The 2,159-nt window shown below is 44.6% G+C and carries 1 protein-coding gene; it reads right to left on the reverse strand.

Going from position 1 to position 2,159, the window contains the following annotated elements; translation table 11 throughout:
• Positions 1-2,145, reverse strand: a 2,145-nt coding sequence (locus A3729_RS12575) for a condensation domain-containing protein (RefSeq protein ID WP_231877430.1), incomplete at its 3' end; no start/stop codon positions are given.
• Positions 2,146-2,159 lie beyond the last annotated feature (14 nt).

Here is a 2,159-nt window from a genome sequence, read left to right on the forward strand (position 1 = left end):
CATATGCTGAGAGCGGTCCAGGCACAAGCCAACGCGGTCCCCAACCGATACGTGCTCCTCTAATAGGAGCTGAGCCCACTGTGAGCTAAGTTCATCAAGCTGACGATAGCTTAAGACTTCCTGCTCAAATATGACGGCATCTTTTTCGGCAAATTGTTGAGCTTGATGATGAAGGTAGTGACCGACAGTGCGAGGGGCGTTGGCTTGTTCTTCATGCCAAGCATGAGCAGGTCCTATACATTGTCTCATCACTTGCTTGCTTGAGCTTTGATTAAGTAGTTCTATATCGCAAAGCCTGGTTATCGGGTTTTGTGCAATTTGTCCGAGAATCGTAAGAAAATGATCCCTAAAGCCTTGGATCGTTTTTTCAGTAAAGAGAGATGTACTATAGACGATTGCTCCACTGAGTGAGTCGCCGCGTTTTTTAAACCATATGTTCAGGTCGAGTGGTGAATCATGAGAAGGGATCTCACACTGCTTGATGTTTATCGTATGGTCACCACTTCCCATGACTTGTTCGCGTTTAGATACGTCTTGGTAGGTGATAGAGGTTTGGTAGATGGGAGCACGACTGATATCACGTTCAGGGTTCAGGCGTTCGACGATCTTTTCGAACGGTGCTCTCATATGGTCAAAACCTTCTAGGCATTGTTGCTTGACCTGCTGTAATAGCTCAAGGAATGGCATTTCTCGGCTCAGTCTAAAGCGAAGTACTAAGGCGTTAACAAAAAAGCCAATCAGGTCTTCAGTGCCGGGCTTAGTTCGGTCAGCCATTGGTGTCGCAATGACTAGGTCTTCTTGGTCGGTATATTTTGCCAACAAGGCACAATAACTGGCCATCATGACCATAAATAAAGTTACGTCTTTTTCTAGGGCTAAGCCGTTAAGCCTGGAAAGTAGGTCACTCGGTAGCTCAAATGAAACTTGCTCACCGCGAATATCCTGAGTTTCCGGACGAGGTCGATCAAGCGGCATATCAAGGTTAGGAGCTCCTTGGAGGTGTTCTACCCAATAGCTGACATCCTTTTCTACATCTTCTTGTGAACTGTTGAGTCGTGACCAATTCGCATAGTCAGCAAACTGGTAATCGAGTACAGGTAATTGAGCATTGATACCGCAACAGTATGCGTTATAACTCTCACTGAGCTCATGTATAAATAAATCGAAAGACCAACCATCGAATATGATGTGATGAGGCATAAAAAACAAAATGCTCTCTTCTTCACTAAGAATGATTAGTTCTGCTTTAAAAAGAATATCGTGATTGATATCGAAAACCTGGTTTTGTAAAACGGTCAGGCGTTTTTTGAGTTCCAGCTCACGTTCAATTGGCTTATCTATATCTGCGAAAGAGACTTCACTTAGTTCAAAATTACTGATGTTTCGAAGCCGTTGATGTGGCTGGGAATCAATTTCAATTACTTCGGCGCTTAGCGCTTCTTGGCGACTGATTAGGTTTTGAAAAGCTTGATTTAAAGCAAGCTTATTGAGTTTTCCTTTTAGTCTGAATGCAGAGGGAAGGTTATAGGCAGTACTGCTTCCTTCCAGTTGATTCAGGTACCAAAGCCTTTGTTGGGCAAGGGTTAATAAGGCTGGTTCATTCTCTGAACGCTTTGTTATGGTTGATTGTTCTGTGTGCTGCGATTGATCTATTTTTTTAGCTAAAGACTCGATGTCTGCAAACTCGTAGAGGTCACTGAACTTCAATTGCACCGACATATCCATTTCAACACGGTGGATGATTTGTGCAATGAGCAAAGAATGCCCACCTAGGTCGAAGAAGTTTTCATTGATGTTAGATATGGGTTTATTGATGACTTCTTGCCAGATGCTCAGTAACTTAAGTTCAGTCGCTGTAGTAGCGGCCCGTACTTCTTCTTTGCCTAACGAGCTTGATTCTGATAAAGGGAGGCTTTCTAAAGCCTTTCGATCAAGCTTGTTGTTAAGGGTGCGTGGTAACTCCCCGAGTGCTTCAAGGTGCTGCGGCACCATGTAAGGGGGCAATTGCTGTCGCAGGTGCTCACGAAGTTCACTGAGACTAATCGGGCTATTCTTCCATACAACATAAGCGATGAGCCGCGTATCGCCGGCACGGACTTCTCGTACGCTTAAGGCGCAGTCGTCAATGGCGTCGTGTTGGCGCATAAGCGTCTCAATTT

It is taken from the genome of Oleiphilus sp. HI0043 (assembly GCF_001634935.1).